This window comes from Rhodococcus sp. RCBS9 (assembly GCF_029457415.1).
Classification (GTDB): Bacteria; Actinomycetota; Actinomycetes; order Mycobacteriales; family Mycobacteriaceae; genus Rhodococcus_F; species Rhodococcus_F qingshengii.
The window spans coordinates 115,406-137,326 of the sequence record NZ_CP120422.1; the positions used below are offsets into that span (position 1 = coordinate 115,406).

Below are 21,921 nucleotides of genomic sequence, written 5' to 3' on the forward strand. Positions count from 1 at the left end.
TCGATCGCACAACCATGGACAAGGCGGCACATGATCTTCAAAGGCGTGATGGACGGCAAACCGTATCCCGATCACGGACTGTCTCTACGCGACTGGTCGAAGTTCCCTCCACGTCAGGTTCGACTCGACGAGATCGTGACCACCACGAAGGTCCTCGAACTCGATCGCCTGCTGTCGGAGGACTCGACCTTCTACGGCGATCTGTTCCCGCACGCAGTGCAGTGGCGCGGCACTCTCTACCTCGAGGACGGTCTGCACCGAGCGGTTCGTTCGGCCCTGCGAAACCGCGTCGTGCTGCACGCGCGTGTCTTCGACTTCGACGCGATGCCCGGTGTCATCGAGGGAGTCCGCTGACGCTCACGCGACTCGGGTACCGAGACTCAACCGACGAACGCGAGCAGTGCGGGATTCGTCTGCCCCGGCCAGGTTCCGGTGAGCGTTGCCGAGCCTGACACTCGATCTGCGTCGATCACTCTCGCCACAGTCAGTTCCAGGCTTCCCGCGCGGATGATCGTGTCGGTGCCGACTGTCGAGCAGGTCACGGATTCCACTGCCGGTACGGAAGCGCCGGCCGTACCGCTGCCTACTACGTGAGCCGTCACGGGGATGTGATCGGCGGTGTCCGCGAAGACCAGTTCGACTCCGGCCCCACCCGTCAGAATCGCGGTCGCCACCGCGCTGACGTAGACCGGATCACAGCATGCGTCGTACACCCACCGTTCGCCGAGTACCGAATGATCCATGGTCGCGATCAGCGCGGTCTCCGCCCCGTCCAGCGGAGCACCACGATAAGTGAGCGGGACCTGAAGAATTCGACCGTCGGCAGAGCGCATCAGGTGCGTCTCGATTCCGACCTCACCGTCCGGGTCGTCGAAACGATAGGCGTCGACGCGTTCGAGCGTCGAACAGTCGACCGACCCGAGCCACGGCTGCTTGGGCACCCACGCTCGGAGCAGGTCGTTCTTGGACGGATTCAGCTGCGCACGATGAATGATGGCCACCACGGCCACATTACGCGGCGAAGGATGGTTGCGCGTCAGGTCAGGATCGTGCGAATCACCGCATCGGCGAGCAGGCGACCACGGTCGGTGAGAACCACGTGATCGTTCTCGATCACGGCCAACCCGTCGACTACCACCTGTTCGGCCGAAAGACGTTCGGATGCAGACAGTTCCGACAACGGAAGTCCCGTACGCAACCGTGCGGTCAGCATGACTCGCTCCATGTGTTCGTCCTCGGCGGTCAGTTCTTCGCTGCCGCCGACGGGAAGTTCGCCGAGCGCCAACTGTTCCGCGTACCGCGCCGGGTGCTTGACGTTCCACCACCGCACTCCGCCGACGTGGCTGTGCGCGCCCGGACCGGCACCCCACCAGTCACCGCCGTCCCAGTAGCCGAGGTTGTGACGGCACCGGGTGTCACCGGAGTCCGCGGTTTCCGCCTTTGCCCAGTTGGAGACCTCGTACCACCGCAAGCCTGCCTCGGACAGGCGTGAATCGATTCGTTCGTACCGCGAGGCCAGCACGTCGTCGTCCGGGGCGGGCAGCTCGCCGCGCCTGACCTTGCGAGCCATGGCGGTGCCGTCCTCGACGATCAACGCGTAGGCCGAGACGTGATCGACATCGGCGGAGAGGACCGCATCGAGTGAGGCGTCCAGGTCTTGATCGCGCTCCCCCGGGGTTCCATAGATCAAATCGAGATTCACGTGCGAAAAACCAGCTGCGCGAGCCTCTTTCGCGGCAGCGACGGCGCGACCTGGGGTGTGCGTGCGGTCGAGGATCTTCAGAACGTGCTGGGCGGCCGACTGCATGCCGAGGGAAATCCGGGTGAATCCAGCGCTGCGGAGAGCACCGAAGAACTCCGGCGACGTCGATTCGGGGTTCGATTCCGTGGTCACTTCGGCGCCGGACGCCAGGCCGAAGCTGCTCCGCACCGCCGACAGCACGTCGGCCAATCCGTCACCACCGAGCAGCGACGGCGTTCCACCGCCCACGAACACGGTCTCCGCCGCCGGGGCGCCCGTCATCTCGGCCGCGAGATCGAGTTCGCGCCGCAGACCTTCCAACCACGACTGCGGCGAGGCGGAAGTTCCGAGCTCTCCGGCCGTGTAGGTGTTGAAATCGCAGTACCCACACCTGGTGGTACAGAACGGGACGTGGATGTAGATCCCGAACGGCCGTTTCCCGACACCCTCGAGCGATCGCGCGGGCAAGGCGAAGGGCGTCGCCTCGCTCTGTCGAGTGGGAGTCGTGCTGGTGGCATTCACGCCTCCAGTGTCCCAGCATCCGGAACGCACACCTATTCAGCCTGCGATGCAGGTCGGCGTACGGCTTGAACTCGATATTTCCCCCGTTTTTCGTGGAAATATGCGCCCGAGTCGGAATTATCGAGTTGACGTGGCACAATGGTCCGCATGACCGGACTCGGAGTGCGACTTGTGGCGCGTCGCCATGTCGACTTCAAGCGTGTGTGCAGCTCGTCGTGTCTGCACCTGTGTAGCTGTTGATCTTTCACTGATCTTCCAGCCTTTGCCGCTCATCTCCATCTGCTTCACCGAAACACTCTCTGCAGAGACATGCCTTTTCAGGGACGCAGCTTCTCCAGCTGTTCGTTTTCGTGAGCACACCTGCCGGCCGCGAGCTTTCCGAGACCGAGGACAGCCCCCTCGATTTCCGACACGGACCGGTGCGTCCCGATCAGACACCGCCACAGTTCATCGATAGTGCGTGCCGCGTGCCGATCAACCGCCCAGATCCAGGAGTTCATCGATGACGTCGACCACCGACGCCGCCACACCCGCCGATTCGGCAGCAGCTGCCGAAGCCCGGCCTGCACGCGCTGCGCGTCCCGCCAAGCGTCGCGCCGAAGGTCAGTGGGCCCTCGGTTACCGCGAGCCGCTCAACGCCAACGAGCAGGCCAAGAAGGACGACAACCCGCTCAACGTTCGGGCCCGCATCGAGAACATCTACTCCAAGCAGGGCTTCGACAGCATCGACAAGGGCGACCTTCGCGGCCGCTTCCGCTGGTGGGGTCTCTACACCCAGCGCGAAGAAGGCTACGACGGCACCTTCACCGGCGACGAGAACATCGACCTGCTCGAGGCCAAGTACTTCATGATGCGCGTGCGTTGCGACGCCGGCGCTCTCAACGTCGAGCAGCTGCGCACCATCGCCGGTATCTCGAAGGAATTCGGCCGGAACACCGCCGACCTGTCCGACCGCGAAAACGTCCAGTTCCACTGGATCGAGGTCGAGAACGTTCCGGAGATCTGGAAGCGTCTCGAAGCCGTCGGACTCAAGACCACCGAAGCGTGCGGTGACTGCCCCCGCGTCGTCCTCGGTTCTCCCCTGGCCGGCGAATCGCTCGACGAGGTCCTCGATCCCACCCCGGCGATCGACGAGATCGTGCGCCGCTACATCGGCGACCCCAAGTACTCCAACCTGCCGCGCAAGTTCAAGACCGCCATCTCCGGCCAGCAGGACGTCGTTCACGAGATCAACGACATCGCCTTCATCGGCGTGAACCACCCCGAGCACGGCCCGGGCCTCGACCTCTGGGTCGGCGGCGGACTGTCCACCAACCCCATGCTGGCGCAGCGCGTCGGCGCCTGGATTCCGCTCGACGAGGTCCCCGATGTCTGGGAGGGCGTCGTCTCGATCTTCCGTGACTACGGCTACCGCCGTCTGCGCGCGAAGGCCAGGCTCAAGTTCCTCGTCAAGGACTGGGGTATCGAGAAGTTCCGCGAGGTTCTCGAGACCGAGTACCTGAAGCGTCCGCTCATCGACGGCCCCGCGCCCGAGAAGCCCAAGCGCCCGATCGATCACGTCGGTATCCAGAAGACCCGCAACGGCCACAACGCAGTCGGTTTCGCTCCGATCGCCGGCCGCGTCTCGGGAGACATCCTGGCTCAGGTCGCCGACGCCGCCGAGAAGGCCGGCAGCGACCGGATCCGCTTCACTCCGTACCAGAAGCTGATCATCCTCGACGTCGCCGACGAGACGCTCGAGCCGCTCATCGCCGATCTCGACGCGCTGGGTCTTCCCGCCCGTCCGTCGCACTGGCGCAAGAACCTGATGGCCTGCTCCGGCATCGAGTTCTGCAAGCTCTCGTTCGCCGAGACCCGCAAGCGTTCGCAGGTGCTCGTGCCCGAACTCGAACAGCGTCTTGCCGACATCAACAGCCAGCTCGACGTGCCGATCACCATCAACATCAACGGTTGCCCCAACTCCTGCGCTCGCTCGCAGATCGCCGACATCGGCTTCAAGGGCCAACTCGTCGACGACGGTGAGGGGAATCAAGTCGAGGGTTTCCAGGTTCATCTGGGAGGCAGCCTCGGATTCGACAGCGCCTTCGGACGCAAGCTGCGCCAGCACAAGGTCACCAGCGTCGAGATGGGTGACTACATCGACCGCGTCGTACGTCAGTTCGTCAAGAACCGCAACGAAGGTGAACGGTTCGCCGAATGGGCAGTGCGCGCAGACGAAGGAGATTTGCGATGACAGTGGACATTTCGCGAGCAACTGCCGACGAGCTTCGGTCCATCGCCGAGCGCGGTGCCGTAGAACTCGACGGAGCCAGCGCGCAGGAACTGTTGCAGTGGACCGAGGACACGTTCGGCGACTCGTACATTGTTGCGTCGAACATGCAGGATGGAGTGCTGGTTCACCTTGCCGCACAGGTGCATCCGGGCGTCGACGTACTCTTCCTCGACACCGGCTATCACTTCCCCGAAACCATCGGCACGCGTGACGCGGTCGAGCAGGTGTACGGCGTCAACGTCATCAACGCTCGTGCGCTGGCAAGCGTCGCCGAGCAGGATGTCGCCGAGGGCAAGGATCTGTTCGCCCGTGATCCCAACCGCTGCTGCGCACTACGCAAAGTCGCGCCGCTCAAGCAGACTCTGTCCGGGTACAGCGCGTGGGTGACCGGCATCCGCCGCGTCGAAGCGCCCACCCGCGCCAACGCTCCCCTGATCTCCTTCGACGAAGCCTTCGGACTCGTGAAGATCAACCCGATCGCTCCCTGGTCGGACGAGGAGATGCAGAACTACATCGACACCAATTCCATCCTCGTCAATCCCCTTGTCGACGAGGGATATCCGTCCATCGGCTGCGCACCCTGCACCAGCAAGCCAGCCCCCGGCAGCGATCCGCGTAGCGGTCGTTGGGCCGGTGCCTCCAAGACAGAATGCGGGTTGCACGCATCATGACAGTTGACTTGACACCTTCACGGCCTCAGCTCGACGGCACACAGTTCGATACTCTCGACGCCCTCGAGTCCGAAGCGATCCACATCTTCCGAGAGGTAGCCGGCGAATTCGAACGCCCGGTCATTCTCTTCTCGGGCGGTAAGGATTCCACGGTGCTGCTGCATCTGGCGATCAAGGCCTTCTGGCCTGCGCCGCTGCCGTTCACCCTGCTGCACGTCGACACCGGCCACAACCTGCAGGAAGTCCTCGACTTCCGCGACCACGTGGTAGCCAAGTACAACCTGCGCCTGCACGTGGCCAGCGTCGAGGAGTACATCGCGGACGGTCGCCTCACCGAGCGCCCCGACGGTATCCGCAACCCGCTGCAGACCGTGCCGTTGCTGGACGCGATCTCGGAGAATCGTTTCGACGCCGTCTTCGGCGGCGCTCGCCGCGACGAGGAGCGGGCCCGCGCCAAGGAGCGGATCTTCTCGCTGCGCAACGCTTTCGGACAGTGGGATCCCAAGAAGCAGCGCCCGGAGCTGTGGAACCTGTACAACGGTCGCCACTCCCCCGGCGAGCAGGTACGCGTCTTCCCGCTCAGCAACTTCACCGAGCTGGACATCTGGCGTTACATCGCCCGCGACAACGTCGAGCTCGCCAGCATCTACTACGCCCACCAGCGTCCGGTGTACCAGCGCGACGGCATGTGGATGACCCCCGGAGTCTGGGGTGGGCCGGCTGACGGCGAAGAGCTGCAGACCCTTTCGGTGCGATACCGCACCGTCGGCGACGGTTCGACCACCGGTGCTGTTCTCTCCGATGCGGCCGACAACGAAGCGATCCTCGCCGAGGTTGCGGCATCACGTTTGACCGAGCGCGGCGCGACCCGTGGCGACGACCGAGTTTCCGAAGCGGCCATGGAAGACCGCAAGCGAGAGGGCTACTTCTGATGAGCGATCTGCTCAGACTGGCAACTGCCGGCAGCGTCGACGACGGAAAGTCCACCCTCGTGGGCCGCCTGTTGTACGACACGAAATCCGTTCTCGCCGACCAGATCGACGCCGTGACCCGTGCGTCGGTGGACCGCGGTCTCGACACCCCTGACCTCTCGCTCCTGGTGGACGGACTGCGCGCCGAGCGTGAGCAGGGCATCACCATCGACGTGGCGTACCGCTACTTCGCGACCCCCAAGCGCACCTTCGTGCTCGCCGATACACCGGGCCACGTGCAGTACACCCGCAACACTGTCTCCGGTGCCTCGACGGCTCAGCTCGTGATCCTGCTGGTCGATGCTCGCAAGGGCGTCATCGCGCAGACTCGCAGGCACGCAGCGGTTCTCGCGTTGCTCGGTGTCCCGAAGCTCGTTCTCGCCGTGAACAAGATCGACCTCGTCGAGAACCCCGAAGAGGTCTTCACCTCGATCTCCGCCGAGTTCAACGAACTCACCAGCTCACTTGGCTGGGCAAGCGAAGACGTCGTCGAGATCCCGGTGTCGGCACTGCACGGTGACAACGTCGCCATCCGCTCCGACAAGACCCCGTACTACACCGGCCCCACGCTGATCGAGCACCTCGAGTCGATTCCGGTCGACGCCGAGCCACATCGCGTCGGTCTGCGTTTCCCGGTGCAGTACGTGATCCGCCCCCGCACCGCAGAGTTCCTCGACTACCGCGGCTACGCCGGTCAGGTCGCTGCCGGTTCCGTCGTGCCCGGCGACGAAGTGGTGATCCTGCCCTCGGGTACGCGCACCACCGTCACACGTATCGACACGGCCGACGGCGAACTGGACGTCGCCCACGCCGGACGCAGCGTCACGCTGATCCTGGCCGACGACGTCGACGTCTCACGCGGCGACACCATCGCATCGCCGTCCGACGCACCCGAGCCGATCGGCGAATTCGACGCCACTGTCTGCTGGCTGGCCGAGAAGTCGCTGCGCCCCGGTGCACGTCTGCTGCTCAAGCACGGCACGCGAACGACGCAGGCCATCGTGGGCAGCTTGGTGGAACGCTTCAACGAGCAGGACCTCACCACGGATCAGGGCCCGGAAACGCTCGAGCTCAACGAGATCGGCAAGATCTCCATCCGGGTGGCCGAGCCGATCGTGGCTGACGACTACGCCGTCAACCGCCACACCGGCAGCTTCCTGCTGATCGATCCCGCTGGTGGAAACACTCTCGCAGCCGGCCTGGTGGGCGACGTCATTTCCGCTGTCGAATTGGGCGAGCGCGTCTAAGTCGATGGTTCCGCTCATCGCTGTTGCGCACGGCAGCCGTGATCCCCGCTCTGCTCGGGTGATCGCGGCTGCTGTGACAGCTCTTCGTGAAGTCCGGCCAGACCTCGATGTCCGGCTGGCGTTTCTCGACCTCAATGCACCGTCCATCGATCAGGTCCTGGACGGAGTTGCACACGACGGCCACACTCACGCCGTTGTTGTTCCGATGCTGCTGGGCAATGCCTTCCACGCCCGGGTAGATCTGCCCGGACTCTTGGCCGCTGCCGCGACACGCCACCCCCAGTTGACCGTGTTCCAAGCAGACGTACTGGGTCGCGATGCTCGGCTGATCGAGGCAGTACGCGAGCGAATTCTCGAAGCGGGTGCCCGGCCGGACGATCCGTCGGTCGGTGTCGCTCTTGCGGCAGTCGGCTCGTCCGACGCGCGCGCCAATGCCGCGACCGCAGAATTGGCGTCCACTCTCCTCGGCGGAACCAACTGGTCGGGCGTTCGAATCTGTTTCGCGACATCCGCGGAACCGACAGTTGCCCAGGCGATCTCCGCACTCGAGCAGGACGGCGCCGAACGTGTTGTCGTCGCACCGTGGTTCTTGGCTCCCGGCCTACTGACCGATCGACTCAGCGCTGCCGCAGCAACTGCATGTCCGCGCGCGCGTTTCGCCGACACGATCGGTGGGCACTCTCTACTGATCGAAACGATGATCGACCGTTACCGACAAGTCGCTGATGCACTACCCGACCGTCTGGTCCGCTCCGCCTGATCCGGTTTCACAGGCCGTTATCAGATTGTTACCGTAGTGTTGGATCTGTCCAGCTCGCGAAGGTACCTCCTTCGCCTGCGAAACAGATCTTTGGGTGCAATCCCCTCAGAGCGCCGCGAGAGGGAACACCATCACTCACAATCTTCGCCTCGGCACAGCCGGCATCGCATGGGTCCTGTCGGTGCTCTACCTGCTTGTCGAAATCTTCACAGCCGGAGCATGGAAGACGCCGTACAGCTTCGCGCGCGACTCCATCAGTTCGCTGGGCGTGACGACATGCAGCGTGGATTCGTGTTCGCCGATGCACGACGTGATGAACGCGGCCTTCATGATCCTCGGTGCGCTCACCATCCTCGGTGCAGCCTTGCTGCACAAGTACATTCCGGACGGTCGTGCGAAGAAGTGGATTCTCGGTCTTGCCGTCGTCGTTGCATTGAGCACCGCGGCCACCGGCCTCTTCCCGGCGAACGACGGGACCTTCGTTCATTGGACCGCCGTACTTCCCGGCTTCGTCGCACGTCATGCCGTTCTCGTCCTCATGGCAATTCAATTCTGGAAGCACAGCAAATGGATCGCAGTGTGGTCGGGGCTGTGCGCGGCTACCGGAATCGTAGGTGCCGTACTGCTTCTCGGACGAACCCTGACCTTCGGCCTTGGTGAACGCCTGACGCTGTACCCGCTGCCTATGTGGATGGCCGTCACCGGCGTCGCGGCCCTGCTTGCGTTGATGCGCCGAACCGTGTTGAAGAACGTGGAACTGACACTGTCCGGTAACGGATTCATCACCGCTCTGTTGTCGTTGCGCCCGCGTCGATCTCGCGCGGCAGTGCCCACCGACGTTCTCGCACCACGGGAGCTGACCGGTTTGTAGCGAACCGGGGGTGAGCAGGGACACACTGGTAAGGAGGCGACGCGAGGAGACTTCCATGACCAGTGCATCTGTTCGACACGGAATCGTGGCCGGTATCGACGGCTCGGCAAGCGCGGTCAACGCCGCGAGGTGGGCAGCTTCGGCTGCAAAGAGATTCGACGAACCACTTCGCCTGACCCACGTGCTGCCAGGACAACCCGAGTCCGGTGGCGGTACCAACGTCACCGACGAAGAGATGTTCGACCACCACCTTCGCGTCGAGGGTGCAAAACTGCTCGACGAGGCCGAGGACGCCATCCGCGATGATCACACCGACGTCACCGTCGAACGTGGCCTCGTGACCGGTACTCCCGCAACCACACTCGTCGAACTCTCGAAGTCGGCTCGCATCGTTGCACTGGGTCAGGCCGGCACCAGCGAAATGCAGTCCGTGTTTCTCGGATCCGACACCATTCGGGTGGTCAACCGCGCGCACTGTCCCGTGGCCGTATTCCGCGGTACGGGTGATCACGCGATGGCCGACACCAGGCCCATCGTCGTCGGCGTCGACGGGAGCAAGCTCAGCGAACTCGCCGTCGCGCATGCCTTCGAATTTGCCGCGTTCCTCGGCGCACCTTTGGTTGCGGTCCACACGTGGAACGAGCACGCCTCGCTGGGCGGGTACTCCGAAGCCAGGCGCTTCGTCGACTGGGGACCGTACGAACAGCATGAGCATGCACTGCTGTCCGAGTGCCTCGCCGGCTGGACGGAGAAGTACCCCGATGTCGAAGTCACCCGGAGTGTCCAGCGCAGCGGACCGATGAAGGCACTGCTCGAGCACTCGGCGGAAGCGCAACTCGTAGTCGTCGGTAGCCACGGCCGCAGCCCGTTCATGGCGTCGATAGTCGGATCGACCAGTCAGAGCCTCATCCACCACGCCCAGTGCCCGGTCCTCGTCTGCCGAGAGGGCTGAACTCGTCTCGCTGTTGCCCGACCCCCACCTCTGAGCGAACGGCACTTTCGGCGCCATCAGGAGTCCGAAAGTGCCGTTCGCTCAAACAGGAGTGGGGGTGCAACAGGTCGAACAGGGCGAGCGGGTCACACCTGGCCGACCACGCTCACCGTGACCGGCTCCTGCACCGGCGTCGACACCGGGGTCTCCGGCAGATCCGGCACCCGGGTAGCCCGCGCGTACACCGTCTCCCCCGCCTCGAGGTGCAGCGCTGCACTGTCACCGCGCGTGACCTGAGCCGAGAAGAGCTCGCCGGTTGCCTCGTTGCGCAGGTCCACTCGAACCTCGAAGCCGAGGTACACGACGCGCTCGACTGTTGCGCGTGTGACGCCGAGCGACTCGGCCGTTCCGGATTCCTGCGCGAGAGCCATGCTCGGATCGCGGCCGAGACGGATGTCATGCGGACGGACCAACTGCCCGTTGAGCTTCGCGACGGATCCGAGGAAGGACATCACGAAGTCGTTGGACGGGCGGTCGTACAGGTCGGCAGGTTCACCGATCTGCTCGATCCGCCCCTTGTTCAGCACCGCGATGCGGTCGGCGACGTCGAGAGCCTCTTCCTGGTCGTGGGTGACCAGGACGGTGGTGACGTGCACCTCGTCGTGCAGGCGACGCAACCACGTGCGCAGGTCGGCACGCACCTTCGCGTCGAGCGCGCCGAAGGGCTCGTCGAGCAGGAGCACCTGTGGATCCACAGCCAGAGCGCGCGCCAACGCCATGCGCTGACGCTGACCGCCGGAGAGCTGCGCGGGGTACCGATGCTGAAACCCGTCGAGGCCGACGATCTCGAGAAGTTCGTTGACCTTCTTCTCGATCTCCGGCTTCGGGCGCTTGCGGATCTTGAGCCCGAACGCCACGTTGTCCCGCACCGTCATGTGCTTGAACGCCGCGTAGTGCTGGAACACGAAACCGATGTCACGCTTCTGCGGCGAGACGCCGGTGACGTCCTTGCCTGCGATGGTGATGGTTCCCGAATCGAGTTCTTCGAGCCCTGCGATCGAACGCAGCAACGTCGACTTTCCCGAGCCACTGGGCCCGAGCAATGCCGTCAACGAACCCGAGGGAATGTTGACCGTCACGTCGTCGAGCGCCGCGAAATCACCGTAGTTCTTGCGGGCCCCGGTCACTGTGATCATGTGGTGCTCCTCTTACGGTCCAGCAGCGTCATCAGCAACAGGACAATGATGGCGATGCCCATCAGCAGCGTTGCCGCCGAATACGCACCAAAGGTGTTGTGGTCGTCGATGTATCGCGAGTGCACCAGCAATGTCAGTGTCTGGGATACCCCCGGGAAGCCGGAAGAGACCATGATGACTGCGCCGAATTCACCGAGCGAACGCGCCACCGTCAACACGATTCCGTACGTCAGGCCCCAACGGATCGCGGGCAAGGTGATCCGCCAGAACGTCTGCCAGCCCGAGGCACCGAGCGTCGCGGCTGCTTGTTCCTGCTCGTCGCCGATCTCGTGAAGTACGGGTTCGACTTCCCGGACGACGAAGGGCAGCGTCACGAAAATCGTCGCGATCACCATGCCTGGCAACCCGAAGATGACTTTGAACCCCAACGATTCGATGCCGCCGAACCAACCGTTGGCACCCCACAGGAGAATCAACGACACACCGACGACGACGGGCGAGACCGCGAAGGGCAGGTCGACCACCGACTGCAGAACTCCGCGGCCCGGGAACCGACCACGCACGAGTGCCAGAGCGGTGACCACACCGAACACGACGTTGATCGGGACCACGATCGCCACGATGATCAGCGAAAGATTCAACGCGGAGATCGCTGCCGGTGTCGTGATCGATTCGAGAAACGGGCCGATTCCGTTCTCGAACGTTCGAGTCAGGATCACACCGATCGGCACGACCAACAACACGAACAGGTAGACGAGAGCGATGGTCCGTAGACCGATCTTCGATCCTCTGGACACGTTCATCGGGAACTCTCCTCACGTCGCTGTCCCCGCGATGCGAAGATTCGCAGGACGAACAGCGTCACGAATGCGATGGCCAGCAACGCTACCGAGACGGCAGCGGCGTTGGTCGGACGATCGATCTCGATCTGCTGCTGAATGTACTGCGACGTCATCTGTGTCACGCGTGGGATGTTGCCGCCGATCAGAACGACCGAGCCGTATTCACCGATCGCTCTGGCGAACGCGAGGCCCGCACCGGAGATGACGGCAGGCGCCAACGTCGGGAGAACAACCGAGCGAAAGATCGTCCAGTTGGAAGCTCCCAACGACGCGGCGGCTTCCTCGACTTCGCGGTCGACCTCCATCAGCACCGGCTGCACGGAACGGACGACGAACGGCAAGGTCACGAAGGCCAATGCCACGATCAGTCCGGGCTGGGTTGCATTGAGATGGATGTCGATCGGTGACTGCGGGCCGTAGAGGGACAGCAGCACGATCGATGCCACGATGGTCGGTAGCGCGAACGGCAGATCGATCATCGAGTTGACGATGCGCTTGCCCGGGAAGTCGTCCCGGACCAGCACCCACGCGATGATCGTGCCCATCACGACGTTGATCAATGCCACGATCACCGAGACCAACAACGTCACGCGCAACGACGCCAAGGCGACGGGTGCGGTGACGGCGTCCCAGAATCCGGAGATCCCCTCGTCGAACGCGGTGGCGGTCAACGCGGCGAGCGGAAGCAGAACGATCACGGAGAGCCACAGAGTGGCCACTCCGATTCCGAGCGGCCCCACACTCCCCGTGACCCGCGCGAGTTTTCGCCGACGAGCCACGGGGGTGGGGTCAATAGTGTCAGTCACGTCAGTCTTACTTGGTCGCGTTGTCGTAGATCACTGCGATCGAACCGGTGTCCTTGGTGAACAGAGCACTGTCAACGGCCTTCCAGCCGCCGAGGTCTGCAATGGTCCACAGCTTGGTCGGCTCGGGGAACTTGTCCGTGAACTTGGCAGCGACGGCGGGATCAACGGGACGGAATCCTGCTTCGGCCCAGAGCGTCTGACCCTCGGTCGTGTACAGGTAGTCCTTGAACGCGGTCGCCTTGTCGAGGACCTTGCTGTTCGAGATCACGGCAACCGGGTTCTCGATCTTGAAGGTCGTGGGCGGGGTGACGTGCTCGACCGGGTCGCCGTTGCCTTCGATGAACAGTGCCTCGTTCTCGTAACTGATCAGAACGTCACCGCTGCCCTGCAGGAAGGCTTCCGAAGCCTCGCGTCCCGACTTGGGCTGGATCTTGACGTGATCGTTGACCAAGGCGGTGACGTAGTCGAGCCCCGCCTGCGGGTTTTTGCCACCGTCGCTCTTGGCGGCGTACGGCGCCAAGAGGTTCCACTTGGCCGAGCCGGAGCTGAACGGGTTCGGCGTGACGACCTCGAGGCCGGGCTGAAGCAGGTCGTCCCAGTCCTTGATGCCCTTCGGGTTCCCCGGACGCGTCACGATGGTGACTACCGATCCGAACGGAATTCCGTTGTAGGCGTCCTGGTTCCAGTTCTGATCTACCAGACCGGCATCGACCAGACGGGTGATGTCGGGCTCGACGGAGAAGTTGACGAAGTCTGCCTCGGCACCGTCCTTCACCTTGCGCGACTGGTCGCCCGAGGCGCCGTAGGAAGGATTGAAGTTGACGTTCTTGCCCTCGTCGGTCGCCTGGAAGGCTGCGGTGAGCTTGTCGAAGCCAGGCTTCGGCACGGCGTAGGCGAACAGGTTGATCGTGCCGGCGCTACCGTCGCTGGCGGCGCTGTCACCACCCACGGTGTCGCTCGAGCCACCACTGCACGCTGTGAGTACCACGGCCCCCATGGTCGCGATAGCAGTGAGAAGTGTGCGGGAACGGCGTTTCATTGCAGATACCTTCCTGAAAGGACTGACAAACGAGGGTTGGTCAAACGACAAGTCCGAGACCTCTGGGGCTGATTCCATCGGGATGTTCAGACATGGAGAGCCGACGGGCGATGAGCCCTGAATCGGGGGCGCGAGTTACGCGCAGAGAAGTTCGAATGGGGTGCGCAGCACCACCGGAGAGGTCGAACTCAGGAAATCAACAACAGGCGACGTCAGCGACGTCGAGCATGCCGACAGCAATCAACGCCAACTGGTGGCGGATTACGGGAGCTGTTGCTTCGGACACGCGGTGGACTTTAGCAGAGCACCGGCGCCCGCTCTAATCGAGAGAACTAACGGGTGAGAAGCCACGCGACGATCACGAGGAGAATCAGGGCGATCAGGGCGAGAGTGACCCGTGAGCGGGGCATCAGCTTTCCTCTACTTCTCGAGAATTCCTACGCAACCAGCCGAAGAGCGGCAGAGCGAGAACAGCGGCCAACACGCGATCCAGACCGATGGCCACCAGGCGGCACAGCGGAACGACGACGATCAGGACCAACGCGACCTGCGGGATGAACGGGAGCCCCGCCATCCACAGCTCGAAGCTGTCCCACCAATCCGCTATCCGATCCACGCCAACACCCTATCCTTCGGACGATACGGTCCCGACAGCGTGTGGATTGGACGTGTGTCGATTCTGGCCGGATGATGGCCGAATGAGTGCTGACGACGAAGTGGTGCAGACGATTCCTCCCGCCTCCACGGGTCACCATCGAAGCAACTTTCCCCCTATCGACGACTACGCGTTTCTTTCCGATTGCGAAACCTCGTGCCTGATTGCCCGTAACGGATCTGTCGAGTGGATGTGCGTTCCCCGCCCCGACTCCCCCAGCGTGTTCGGTGCCATCCTCGACCGCAGCGCAGGCCATTTCCGCATCGGCCCCTACGGCCAGAACGTGCCGGCCGCTCGGCGCTATCTGCCGGGTGGACTCATTCTCGAGACGACCTGGCAGACCGAGACCGGCTGGCTCGTCGTCCGCGACGCCCTGGTTCTCGGTCCCTGGCACAACGTCGACAAGCGATCGAACACGCACAAGCGCACACCGACCGACTGGGATGCCGAACACACCCTTCTCCGTACGGTCAAATGCGTCAGCGGCACCGTCGAACTCGAGATGAGCTGTGAGCCCGCGTTCGACTATCACCGTGGCACGGCGAATTGGGAGTACACCGGAAAGGTCTACGAGGAAGCAACGGCAACGTGTCGCTCCGCCAAGCCCGGAGACCATCCCACTCTGCGCTTGACCACCGACCTACGACTGGGTCTGGAAGGTCGTGAAGCACGAGCGCGGACGCGACTGGTCGAAGGCGACAACGTGTACGTCGCGCTCTCGTGGTCGGATCTTCCCGCGCCGCAGACGTTCGACGAGGCCGCCGACAAGATGTGGCAGACGTCCAAGTCCTGGCGTGAGTGGGTGACGATCGGCAAGTTCCCCGATCACCCGTGGCGCGGATACCTACAGCGCAGTGCGCTCACCCTCAAGGGGCTCACCTACGCACCGACCGGAGCCCTGCTTGCGGCTTCGACGACCTCGCTACCGGAAACACCAGGCGGAGAACGCAACTGGGACTATCGCTACGCGTGGGTTCGCGATTCCACCTTCGCGCTGTGGGGCCTCTACACGCTCGGGTTGGACCGTGAGGCCAACGACTTCTTCAACTTCATCTACGACGTGTCGAGTTCGGACAACGGTCAGCCGCATCCCTTGCAGGTGATGTACGGCATCGGCGGCGAGCGCACGCTCGAGGAATCCGAACTCAACCATCTGTCCGGCTACGACGGCGCCCGTCCGGTGCGTATCGGCAACGGGGCGTTCGATCAACAGCAGCACGACATCTGGGGCACCATGCTCGACTCGGTGTACCTCCACATCCGTACCCGCGAGCGCGTCCCCGAGGCGTTGTGGCCGCTGCTCAAGAAGCAGGTCGAGGAAGCGATCAAGCATTGGCGTCAACCCGACCGCGGGATCTGGGAGGTGCGCGGTGAACCGCAGCACTTCACGTCGTCGAAGATCATGTGCTGGGTCGCTCTCGATCGCGGCGCCAAGCTGGCAGAGATGCAGGGCGAGAAGAGCTTCGCGCAGCAGTGGACCGCCATCGCCGACGACATCAAGGCCGACATCCTCGCGCACGGTGTCGACTCGCGCGGAGTTCTGACACAGCGGTACGGCCACGATTCACTCGACGCGTCGCTCTTGTTGGCACCGCTGCTGCGCTTCCTGCCGGCCGACGATCCGCGCATCCGGGCAACGGTGCTGGCGATCGCCGACGAGCTCACCGAAGAGGGGTTGGTCCTGCGCTATCGCGTCGACACCACCGACGACGGATTGAGCGGTGAAGAAGGCACGTTCACCATCTGCTCCTTCTGGCTCGTCTCCGCCCTCGTCGAGATCGGCGAACTGGATCGGGCAAAGCATCTCTGCGAGCGTCTGCTCGGGTTCGCGAGCCCGCTCAAGCTGTACGCGGAGGAGATCGACGCGCACACCGGTCGCCATCTGGGTAACTTCCCGCAGGCGTTCACACACCTGGCGCTGATCAACGCCGTGGTCCACGTGATCCGCGCCGAGGAAGCTGCCGAAGCCGGAGCTTTCCAGCCCGCGCACAACGCGACCTAGACCCCCTGCTGTGCGCCTTTATTAACCGCCCGCGGTTAATAAAGGCGCACAGCAGGTCTAGCCGGCCACCGCTTCGAGCTGCGGCGTGATCGATTCGAGCGAGTACTTCAGCGACAGCGACGACGGAGTGTTCAACCCGGCGACAGTCGGATAGTCGACGATGGCCAATCCGCCACCCTTGACTGCAGGCAGGTCGGCAAACCCCGGCAGCTTCATCATGTCGTCGAGCGACCCGCCGTTGGGCAGCAGCACCACGACGTCGGCGCTGAGAGCGTCGACCCGTTCCGGGCTGAGTATCAGCCGGCCACCGGTCACACCGGCCTCGTCGACCAGCTTGGGCGGCAACGACATTCCCAGACGCGTGAACAGTCCCGAAGCACCGTCCTTGGGATCAGCGACGATCACCAACTGCGACGTCGGGAAGACGTACTGCGACAAAAGAGCGGTCTTACCCTTCAGCCCCGGCAACCGCTGTGCGAGCGCATCGATCTGCCCGTTTGTCGCCTCGACGATCTCGTCGGCTCGCGACTCCTTGTCGAGAACCCGGCCGAGAATCTCCACCTGGTCCTGCCACGGATCGACCTGGACGTCGGACAGACCGGCAATTGTCGGAGCGATCTTGCTCAACTGGTCGAAATCGTTCTGATCGGCGACGGAGAACCCGCCGAGAATCAGATCGGGATCCAAGGCTGCAATTTCTTCAGCTTTGAGCGGGACACCGAACTGCTGGATCGCCGAGCGATCGAGTTCCTTCGCCGACGCGTCCACGCCACTCTCCCACGGGAACAGACCACGCTCGTCGCCCATCGGGCCGGCAGCCAGGTACCCCACCGGCTGGATTCCGAGTTCGAGCAGAGCGTCGAGCCACTGGGTGTCGGCCGCGACGATGCGCGTCGGCGTCCCGGTGATCGTGGTGGCGCCGAACTTGTGGTCGATCGTGGTGACCCGACCGCCCGCGATCTCGTCGGCGTCCGAGGACGAACACCCGCTGATACCTACGACCAGCGCTCCCAAGAGAGCCACCGCCGAAAACTTCATCGCACGCACGAAAATACTCCTCCACTAGTTAGCAGAGGCTTACCTTCTCATATGGGACCCGGTTGTGTCCGACCTTGCTTTCAGGCGAAACGAGAGAGCAGACGCTCCGCATCGGCGCCGATGCGTCGAACCACGTCGCCGGCCGGATGGGTTCCGTGTACGAGTCCGACAGCTTCTCCGGCGTAGACGACTCCGCTGTGGGGATCCGACGGGTCGTACGCCTTTGCCAGCATTTCCTCATCGGCGTCGACTCCGTGCCAGGCGGCAGTGAACTCGTTGGCCACCGCGCGGCCACCCCACCGCTGCGGCCACGGTTGACTGCGCGCTCGGTCGAACACCGAGGTGTAAATCGTGTCGGCACTTCCGGCTTCGACGACGCGGTCGCGGGCATAGTCCGGCCCGACCGTCTCCGGGCTGGCGAGCAGCGCCGTTCCGATCATCACGCCTTCCCCGCCGGCTGCCAGGACTGCGGCCAAACCGCGGCCGGTCCCGATTCCGCCGGCCGCCAGTACTGGAAGTGATGTCGTTTCGAGGATCTCCTGCAGCAGCGGCAAGGTTCCGATTCGGCCCGTGTGACCGCCTGCCTCACCGCCTTGCGCGATCACGCCGTCGACACCCGCGGTCTCGACAATGCGAAGGTCTTCGAGCGTATTGATCTGTGACACAACGGGAATGCCCGCATCGTGGATTCGTCCGACATACGAGGCGGGATCACCGAACGACAAGGTGATCATGGTCGGCTCGACGGCAATCGCGGCGTCGAGCATCAACTCGTTCTCGGGCAGCGACCACGTCATCAGGCCGACGCCGAACTTTCCGCCGATCGAGCGGGCCACTTCGGCTTCGGCCTCGATCCACTCCGGTGTGTTGTACCGAGCCGCGCCGAGCAGCCCCAACCCGCCGGCCGCCGATACAGCTCCGGCGAGCGCGCCGCCCGCGCGACCACCCATGGGCGCCCCGAGAACCGGGATTTCGATTCCGAACTCTCGGGACAACCAGGTGGTGACCATGCGCTCCTACTTCTTGGGCTTCTCGCCGACCGATTCCGACGTCAAGGCCGCCACGAATGCTTCCTGCGGCACCTCGACGCGACCGATGGTCTTCATGCGCTTCTTGCCTTCCTTCTGCTTCTCGAGCAGCTTGCGCTTACGGCTGATGTCGCCGCCGTAGCACTTGGCAAGAACGTCCTTGCGGATTGCGCGAATGTTCTCGCGCGAGATGATCTTCGCGCCGATCGCGGCCTGGATCGGAACCTCGAACTGCTGGCGAGGAATCAGCTCACGAAGCTTCGACGTCATGCGTCCGCCGTAAGCGCCGGCGTTGGAACGGTGCACGATCGAGGAGAACGCGTCGACGGCCTCGCCCTGCAGCAGGATGTCGACCTTCACCAGATCGGCCTGCTGCTCACCGGCCTCCTCGTAATCGAGGCTGGCATAACCCTTGGTGCGGGACTTGAGGGCGTCGAAGAAGTCGAACATGATCTCGCCCATGGGCAGTTCGTAGCGCAGTTCGACGCGAGTCTCGGAGAGGTAGTCCATGCCGCCGAGCTCACCGCGACGGGACTGGCACAGCTCCATGATGGCGCCGACGTACTCACTCGGGGCGATGACGGTGCATTTGGCGACGGGCTCGTAGACCTCGCGAACCTTGCCTTCCGGCCAGTACGACGGGTTGGTGACGATGACCTCGGCCCCGTCCTCCATCACGACGCGGTAGACGACGTTGGGCGCGGTGGAAATCAGTTCGAGGCCGAACTCACGCTCGAGGCGGTCGCGGGTGATCTCCATGTGGAGCAGGCCGAGGAAGCCGCAGCGGAAGCCGAATCCGAGGGCAACCGACGTCTCGGGTTCATACGCCAGCGCCGCGTCGTTGAGACGGAGCTTGTCGAGGGCATCGCGCAGCACGGGGTAGTCCGAGCCGTCCATCGGGTAGAGGCCCGAGTAGACCATCGGCTTGGGATCGCGGTAGCCGACCAGCGGTTCGGTCGCGCCGTTGCGGGTGGTGGTGACGGTGTCACCGACGCGCGACTGGCGGACATCCTTCACACCCGTGATGAGGTAGCCCACCTCGCCGACGCCCAGACCGATACTGGCCTTCGGCTCGGGCGAGATGATGCCGACCTCGAGCAGTTCGTGTGTGGTGCCCGTGGACATCATCGTGATCTTCTCGCGGGGACGGATCCGACCGTCGACCACACGCACGTAGGTGACCACGCCGCGGTAGGCGTCGTAGACGGAGTCGAAGATCATCGCGCGGGCGGGACCGTCAGCATCGCCGACAGGCGCAGGTACCTGCTTGATGACCTCGTCGAGCAGTTCCTTGACGCCCATGCCGGTCTTACCCGAGACGCGCAGGACATCACCGGGCTCGCAGCCCGTGATGTGCGCGATCTCTTCGGCATAGCGGTCGGGATCCGCGGCCGGGAGGTCGATCTTGTTGAGGACGGGAATGATCTTGAGATCCTTCTCCATCGCCAGGTAGAGGTTCGCCAGCGTCTGAGCTTCGATGCCCTGAGCAGCGTCGACCAGCAGAATTGCACCCTCACATGCTTCGAGCGCGCGGGAGACCTCGTACGTGAAGTCGACGTGGCCGGGTGTGTCGATGAGGTGGAGGACGAACTCTTCGCCGTCGACGGTCCAGGGCAGACGAACGTTCTGAGCCTTGATGGTGATGCCGCGTTCACGCTCGATGTCCATGCGGTCCAGGTACTGCGCACGCATCGCCCGCTCTTCGACCACACCGGTGAGCTGAAGCATGCGATCTGCCAGCGTCGACTTACCGTGGTCGATGTGCGCGATGATGCAGAAGTTCCGGATCTGCGCAGGATCCGTGAACGTCTTGTCGGCGAAGCTGCTGATGGGAGACCCCTTAGTCGGACCGGCACCGGCCCGGATCCGGGCCACTGTCAACCCTCAGGATATCCAAGTCTCGGCGCCGCCGTACCAGGGGTTCCCACGGGTGGGTGATTATGCTCGAACGCTATGGCAAGCATGTGGAAGCAGATCGGCAGAACCCTCGGCGCCCTCGCGGTGGAGAAGGGCCCTGCGTTGCTGCGCCAGCTGCAGTCGTCCACGTCCCAGTCGTCTGCCTCGAAGCCGGGTCCGACCGGCCGCCCGATCGCCGCGCGAACGTCTCCGACCGCACATCGCGCCCGCAAGGTCGAGTACTCCCCCGACCTCGACGGCAAGGCCGATCCGGGCGAGATCGTCTGGACCTGGGTTGCCTACGAGGAGGATCCGACCCAGGGCAAAGACCGCCCGGTGCTGGTTGTCGGCCGCGACGGCGACACGCTGCTCGGCCTGATGTTGTCTTCGCAGAGTAAACGCGAGGGTGAGCGCGATTGGCTCGCAATCGGTTCGGGTCCATGGGACGGCGAGGGAAGGCCCAGCTGGGTCCGGCTCGACCGGGTGCTCGACGTTCCCGAGAGCGGGATCCGGCGCGAGGGCGCCGTCATGGATCACAAGAAGTTCGACGCGGTCGCGGCAAAACTTCGGGCCGACTTCAGCTGGAGCTGAAGCCGACCCGGACGATGGAAACAGTGTCGATCAGCTGTCCATACGGTTGAACCGTCCGAAGAGTGCTCGATAGATGAGTGCACCGAGCGCACCGCCGATGAGCGGGAACACGATGAACAACCACACCTGGCCGAGTGCACCGTCCTGGAACGGCGCGACAGCGAGGCTTCGAGCGGGGTTGACGGAGGTGTTGTCGATCGGGATCGAGATCAGGTGAATGACGGCCAGGGTGAAGCCGATGGACACCCCGGCGAGAGGCACGTCGGAGATCTGGTCGGTCGACGCGAGAACGACGAATACCAGCAGTGCTGTCAGCAGGATCTCGATGATCATGGCGGCACCGATGCCGTAGCCGTCGGAAACCACGTTTCCGAGAAGATTCTTCTCGGCAGACGGACTGTGTGCGCCCCAACCGTTTGCACCCAAACCGTCAGCAGCACGGTTGTACGCCGGGAGACTGTTGGCCACCGTGTAGATCACGACGCCTGCGACCAAGCCGCCGATCACTTGCGCGACAACGTAAATCGCCGCATTGACGGCTGAGATTCGCCCGATCACGAATTGGCCGAGAGTCACGGCTGGGTTGACGTGGCAACCGGAAATCGGGCCGATCGCATATACGAGGAACAGCAGGGTCAGGCCGAATGCGAAGGCAACTCCGAGGTTGCCGACTTTCGCACCTGCAAAGACGGCAGTTCCGACTGCGGAGAACACGAGCACGAATGTTCCCACCGCTTCGGCCGCATACTTCTTCACATCCGAGATCGGTTCGATCTCAGTCAATTCCTGTGCAGTTGGAGACATATTCCCACCTTCTTCTCATCGAACGGTAGTAATGCTCA

Annotated in this window: 22 protein-coding genes; 10 read left to right on the forward strand and 12 right to left on the reverse strand. The window is 63.7% G+C overall.

Features of this window, described 5'->3' with window-relative positions:
- Window positions 1–30 precede the first annotated feature (30 nt).
- Window positions 31–354: a type II toxin-antitoxin system VapB family antitoxin gene (locus tag P0M12_RS00665; RefSeq protein WP_003944521.1), complete on the forward strand. Its 324-nt coding sequence runs from the start codon at window positions 31–33 to the stop codon at window positions 352–354.
- A 26-nt stretch (window positions 355–380) separates the two neighbouring features.
- Here the strand turns inward: P0M12_RS00665 and P0M12_RS00670 are convergent, their stop codons facing one another.
- Together P0M12_RS00670 and hemW are read right to left on the reverse strand one after the other, a co-directional pair.
- Complete coding sequence (locus tag P0M12_RS00670) at window positions 381–1,001, reverse strand: hypothetical protein (protein WP_054187696.1); 621 nt, start codon at window positions 999–1,001, stop codon at window positions 381–383.
- 35 nt (window positions 1,002–1,036) lie between these two features.
- Window positions 1,037–2,263 (reverse strand): radical SAM family heme chaperone HemW, encoded by a 1,227-nt coding sequence (hemW, locus tag P0M12_RS00675; RefSeq protein ID WP_277377355.1) that lies wholly within the window; start codon window positions 2,261–2,263, stop codon window positions 1,037–1,039.
- Window positions 2,264–2,765: 502 nt separating this feature from the next.
- On the opposite strand from hemW, the gene P0M12_RS00680 reads away from it, so the two are divergent.
- The 7 genes from P0M12_RS00680 to P0M12_RS00710 all read left to right on the forward strand — a co-directional run bounded on the left by P0M12_RS00680 (window position 2,766) and on the right by P0M12_RS00710 (window position 10,007).
- Window positions 2,766–4,496: a nitrite/sulfite reductase gene (locus P0M12_RS00680; RefSeq protein WP_042450188.1), complete on the forward strand. Its 1,731-nt coding sequence runs from the start codon at window positions 2,766–2,768 to the stop codon at window positions 4,494–4,496.
- Window positions 4,493–5,206 (forward strand): phosphoadenylyl-sulfate reductase, encoded by a 714-nt coding sequence (locus P0M12_RS00685; protein ID WP_042924073.1) that lies wholly within the window; start codon window positions 4,493–4,495, stop codon window positions 5,204–5,206. The genes P0M12_RS00680 and P0M12_RS00685 overlap by 4 nt, the downstream gene beginning before the upstream one ends.
- Window positions 5,203–6,138, forward strand: a complete 936-nt coding sequence (gene cysD / locus P0M12_RS00690) for a sulfate adenylyltransferase subunit CysD (RefSeq protein ID WP_007731054.1) — start codon at window positions 5,203–5,205, stop codon at window positions 6,136–6,138. The genes P0M12_RS00685 and cysD overlap by 4 nt, the downstream gene beginning before the upstream one ends.
- Entirely contained in the window at window positions 6,138–7,424 is a 1,287-nt protein-coding gene (locus P0M12_RS00695) for a GTP-binding protein (RefSeq protein WP_058039406.1), read from the forward strand. Before cysD ends, P0M12_RS00695 begins: the two co-directional genes overlap by 1 nt.
- Window positions 7,425–7,428: 4 nt before the next feature.
- Complete coding sequence (locus P0M12_RS00700; RefSeq protein ID WP_070161080.1) at window positions 7,429–8,184, forward strand: sirohydrochlorin chelatase; 756 nt, start codon at window positions 7,429–7,431, stop codon at window positions 8,182–8,184.
- A 94-nt stretch (window positions 8,185–8,278) separates the two neighbouring features.
- Complete coding sequence (locus tag P0M12_RS00705) at window positions 8,279–9,055, forward strand: DUF998 domain-containing protein (RefSeq protein ID WP_030536614.1); 777 nt, start codon at window positions 8,279–8,281, stop codon at window positions 9,053–9,055.
- A gap of 55 nt (window positions 9,056–9,110) precedes the next feature.
- Complete coding sequence (locus P0M12_RS00710) at window positions 9,111–10,007, forward strand: universal stress protein (RefSeq protein ID WP_003944544.1); 897 nt, start codon at window positions 9,111–9,113, stop codon at window positions 10,005–10,007.
- A 125-nt stretch (window positions 10,008–10,132) separates the two neighbouring features.
- Here P0M12_RS00710 and P0M12_RS00715 read toward each other — a convergent pair whose 3' ends face one another.
- The 6 genes from P0M12_RS00715 to P0M12_RS00735 all read right to left on the reverse strand — a co-directional run bounded on the left by P0M12_RS00715 (window position 10,133) and on the right by P0M12_RS00735 (window position 14,485).
- The gene (locus P0M12_RS00715) at window positions 10,133–11,182 is read right to left on the reverse strand and encodes a sulfate ABC transporter ATP-binding protein (RefSeq protein ID WP_063316225.1); all 1,050 of its coding nucleotides are present in this window, start codon (window positions 11,180–11,182) and stop codon (window positions 10,133–10,135) included.
- Entirely contained in the window at window positions 11,179–11,985 is an 807-nt protein-coding gene (gene cysW / locus P0M12_RS00720; RefSeq protein WP_003944503.1) for a sulfate ABC transporter permease subunit CysW, read from the reverse strand. The genes P0M12_RS00715 and cysW overlap by 4 nt, the downstream gene beginning before the upstream one ends.
- On the reverse strand, window positions 11,982–12,830 hold the full coding sequence (gene cysT / locus P0M12_RS00725) for a sulfate ABC transporter permease subunit CysT (RefSeq protein ID WP_030536617.1): 849 nt from the start codon (window positions 12,828–12,830) through the stop codon (window positions 11,982–11,984). Before cysT ends, cysW begins: the two co-directional genes overlap by 4 nt.
- Window positions 12,831–12,837: 7 nt before the next feature.
- Window positions 12,838–13,869: a sulfate ABC transporter substrate-binding protein gene (locus P0M12_RS00730; RefSeq protein ID WP_003944569.1), complete on the reverse strand. Its 1,032-nt coding sequence runs from the start codon at window positions 13,867–13,869 to the stop codon at window positions 12,838–12,840.
- A gap of 196 nt (window positions 13,870–14,065) precedes the next feature.
- The gene (locus P0M12_RS30405) at window positions 14,066–14,155 is read right to left on the reverse strand and encodes an Ms4533A family Cys-rich leader peptide (protein ID WP_309599318.1); all 90 of its coding nucleotides are present in this window, start codon (window positions 14,153–14,155) and stop codon (window positions 14,066–14,068) included.
- A gap of 123 nt (window positions 14,156–14,278) precedes the next feature.
- Window positions 14,279–14,485 carry a hypothetical protein gene (locus P0M12_RS00735; RefSeq protein WP_007731042.1) on the reverse strand — a complete coding sequence of 69 codons (207 nt, stop codon included), beginning with the start codon at window positions 14,483–14,485 and terminating at the stop codon, window positions 14,279–14,281.
- A gap of 82 nt (window positions 14,486–14,567) precedes the next feature.
- Between P0M12_RS00735 and P0M12_RS00740 the strand changes: the two genes are divergently transcribed.
- On the forward strand, window positions 14,568–16,526 hold the full coding sequence (locus tag P0M12_RS00740; protein WP_063316226.1) for a glycoside hydrolase family 15 protein: 1,959 nt from the start codon (window positions 14,568–14,570) through the stop codon (window positions 16,524–16,526).
- Window positions 16,527–16,583: 57 nt separating this feature from the next.
- Here the strand turns inward: P0M12_RS00740 and P0M12_RS00745 are convergent, their stop codons facing one another.
- The 3 genes from P0M12_RS00745 to lepA form a co-directional block, all read right to left on the reverse strand.
- Window positions 16,584–17,564 carry an ABC transporter substrate-binding protein gene (locus P0M12_RS00745; RefSeq protein WP_231783562.1) on the reverse strand — a complete coding sequence of 327 codons (981 nt, stop codon included), beginning with the start codon at window positions 17,562–17,564 and terminating at the stop codon, window positions 16,584–16,586.
- Between the two features lie 80 nt (window positions 17,565–17,644).
- On the reverse strand, window positions 17,645–18,574 hold the full coding sequence (locus tag P0M12_RS00750) for a nitronate monooxygenase (RefSeq protein WP_277377358.1): 930 nt from the start codon (window positions 18,572–18,574) through the stop codon (window positions 17,645–17,647).
- A 6-nt stretch (window positions 18,575–18,580) separates the two neighbouring features.
- Window positions 18,581–20,473, reverse strand: a complete 1,893-nt coding sequence (gene lepA / locus P0M12_RS00755) for a translation elongation factor 4 (RefSeq protein ID WP_003944564.1) — start codon at window positions 20,471–20,473, stop codon at window positions 18,581–18,583.
- A gap of 72 nt (window positions 20,474–20,545) precedes the next feature.
- On the opposite strand from lepA, the gene P0M12_RS00760 reads away from it, so the two are divergent.
- Window positions 20,546–21,079: a type II toxin-antitoxin system PemK/MazF family toxin gene (locus P0M12_RS00760; protein WP_007731034.1), complete on the forward strand. Its 534-nt coding sequence runs from the start codon at window positions 20,546–20,548 to the stop codon at window positions 21,077–21,079.
- Window positions 21,080–21,109: 30 nt separating this feature from the next.
- On the opposite strand, the gene P0M12_RS00765 is transcribed toward P0M12_RS00760, so the two are convergent.
- Complete coding sequence (locus P0M12_RS00765) at window positions 21,110–21,883, reverse strand: aquaporin (RefSeq protein ID WP_003944482.1); 774 nt, start codon at window positions 21,881–21,883, stop codon at window positions 21,110–21,112.
- Window positions 21,884–21,921 lie beyond the last annotated feature (38 nt).

What these genes read in the sequence shown, in the direction of transcription:
- cysD (WP_007731054.1), top strand. Translation starts at nt 5,203, where the DNA reads ATGACAGTTGACTTGACACCTTCACGGCCTCAGCTCGACGGCACACAG.
- P0M12_RS00750 (WP_277377358.1), bottom strand. Translation starts at nt 18,574, where the DNA reads ATGGTCACCACCTGGTTGTCCCGAGAGTTCGGAATCGAAATCCCGGTT.
- P0M12_RS00695 (WP_058039406.1), top strand. Translation starts at nt 6,138, where the DNA reads ATGAGCGATCTGCTCAGACTGGCAACTGCCGGCAGCGTCGACGACGGA.
- P0M12_RS00700 (WP_070161080.1), top strand. Translation starts at nt 7,429, where the DNA reads ATGGTTCCGCTCATCGCTGTTGCGCACGGCAGCCGTGATCCCCGCTCT.
- cysW (WP_003944503.1), bottom strand. Translation starts at nt 11,985, where the DNA reads ATGAACGTGTCCAGAGGATCGAAGATCGGTCTACGGACCATCGCTCTC.
- P0M12_RS00760 (WP_007731034.1), top strand. Translation starts at nt 20,546, where the DNA reads ATGGCAAGCATGTGGAAGCAGATCGGCAGAACCCTCGGCGCCCTCGCG.
- P0M12_RS00665 (WP_003944521.1), top strand. Translation starts at nt 31, where the DNA reads ATGATCTTCAAAGGCGTGATGGACGGCAAACCGTATCCCGATCACGGA.
- P0M12_RS00765 (WP_003944482.1), bottom strand. Translation starts at nt 21,883, where the DNA reads ATGTCTCCAACTGCACAGGAATTGACTGAGATCGAACCGATCTCGGAT.
- P0M12_RS00730 (WP_003944569.1), bottom strand. Translation starts at nt 13,869, where the DNA reads ATGAAACGCCGTTCCCGCACACTTCTCACTGCTATCGCGACCATGGGG.
- P0M12_RS00710 (WP_003944544.1), top strand. Translation starts at nt 9,111, where the DNA reads ATGACCAGTGCATCTGTTCGACACGGAATCGTGGCCGGTATCGACGGC.
- P0M12_RS00745 (WP_231783562.1), bottom strand. Translation starts at nt 17,564, where the DNA reads ATGAAGTTTTCGGCGGTGGCTCTCTTGGGAGCGCTGGTCGTAGGTATC.
- P0M12_RS00715 (WP_063316225.1), bottom strand. Translation starts at nt 11,182, where the DNA reads ATGATCACAGTGACCGGGGCCCGCAAGAACTACGGTGATTTCGCGGCG.
- P0M12_RS00680 (WP_042450188.1), top strand. Translation starts at nt 2,766, where the DNA reads ATGACGTCGACCACCGACGCCGCCACACCCGCCGATTCGGCAGCAGCT.
- P0M12_RS00740 (WP_063316226.1), top strand. Translation starts at nt 14,568, where the DNA reads ATGAGTGCTGACGACGAAGTGGTGCAGACGATTCCTCCCGCCTCCACG.
- P0M12_RS00685 (WP_042924073.1), top strand. Translation starts at nt 4,493, where the DNA reads ATGACAGTGGACATTTCGCGAGCAACTGCCGACGAGCTTCGGTCCATC.